This window comes from Sphingobium scionense (genome assembly GCF_014197035.1).
In the GTDB taxonomy this organism is placed as follows: domain Bacteria; phylum Pseudomonadota; class Alphaproteobacteria; order Sphingomonadales; family Sphingomonadaceae; genus Sphingobium; species Sphingobium scionense.
In genome coordinates, this window is the sequence record NZ_JACIEU010000102.1 from 1 (window position 1) to 1,002 (window position 1,002).

At 64.8% G+C, this 1,002-nt stretch carries 1 protein-coding gene and 1 pseudogene; both read left to right on the top strand.

Annotated elements, in window-relative coordinates:
• Positions 1–840: 5-dehydro-4-deoxy-D-glucuronate isomerase (gene kduI / locus GGQ90_RS28930; RefSeq protein ID WP_017500956.1), on the top strand; the 840-nt coding region annotated here is incomplete at its 5' end.
• Positions 841–889: 49 nt separating this feature from the next.
• A pseudogene (locus GGQ90_RS29620) lies at positions 890–1,002 on the top strand (2-deoxy-D-gluconate 3-dehydrogenase); the annotation flags it as partial.

The following is a 1,002-nucleotide window of genomic DNA, read 5'->3' on the forward strand; positions in this document are numbered from 1 at the left end:
ATGTTCGACAAGACCTATTATGCGACGCACCCGGACATGATGGAGTGCGTGTCGAACGAGGAGCTGCGGGATCGCTATCTGATCGGCGGGCTGTTCCGTGACGGCGAATGCGTGCTGAACTATACCCATGCCGAGCGTTTCGTGATCGGCGGCGTGGCGGTGGCCGATGCGCCGGTGAAGCTGCCGGCACAGACCGAGCCGGCCTCGGCGGCGGGCCACCCGTTCCTGGAGCGGCGCGAACTGGCGATCGTCAATGTCTCGGGCGTCGAAGGCACCGTGACCGTCGACGGCGAAGTCTTCACGCTCGGCAACAAGGATTGCCTCTATGTGACGATGGGCGCCAAGGATGTAGAGTTCGCCGGCGCCGGCGCGCGTTTCTATCTCGCCTCCTGCCCGGCGCACAAGGCGTTCACCACCCGCAAGCTCGGCATCGCCGACGCCAATGCGCTGGAGCGCGGCAGCCTGGAGGAATCCAACGAGCGCACCATCTTCCAGCTCGTCATCCCCGGCATCTGCGACAGCGCGCAGCTGGTCATGGGCCTGACCGTGCTCAAGCCCGGTTCGGTGTGGAACACCATGCCCCCGCACATCCATGAGCGCCGCAGCGAGATTTATTTCTATTTCGAGCTGGATGGCGATGCCGACCGCGTCTTCCACTATATGGGCGAGGGCGACGCGATGCGTCACATCGTCATGGCCAACGAGGAAGCGGTGATCTCGCCGCCCTGGTCGATCCATATGGGCTCGGGCACCAAGGCCTATGCCTTCATCTGGGCGATGGCCGGCGAGAACCAGGACTATACCGACATGAACGTGCTGGACATCTGCCAGCTGGCCTGACGGTTTTTCGCCCCTTCCGCGCGAGCGGGAGGGGCCAGGGAGTCCTGACATGAGCACTATCTTCGATCTTGGCGGCAGGCGTGCCATCGTCACCGGCGCCAATACCGGCATCGGCCAGGCGATCGCGCTGTCGCTGGCGGCGGCCGGCGCCGACATCGCGGC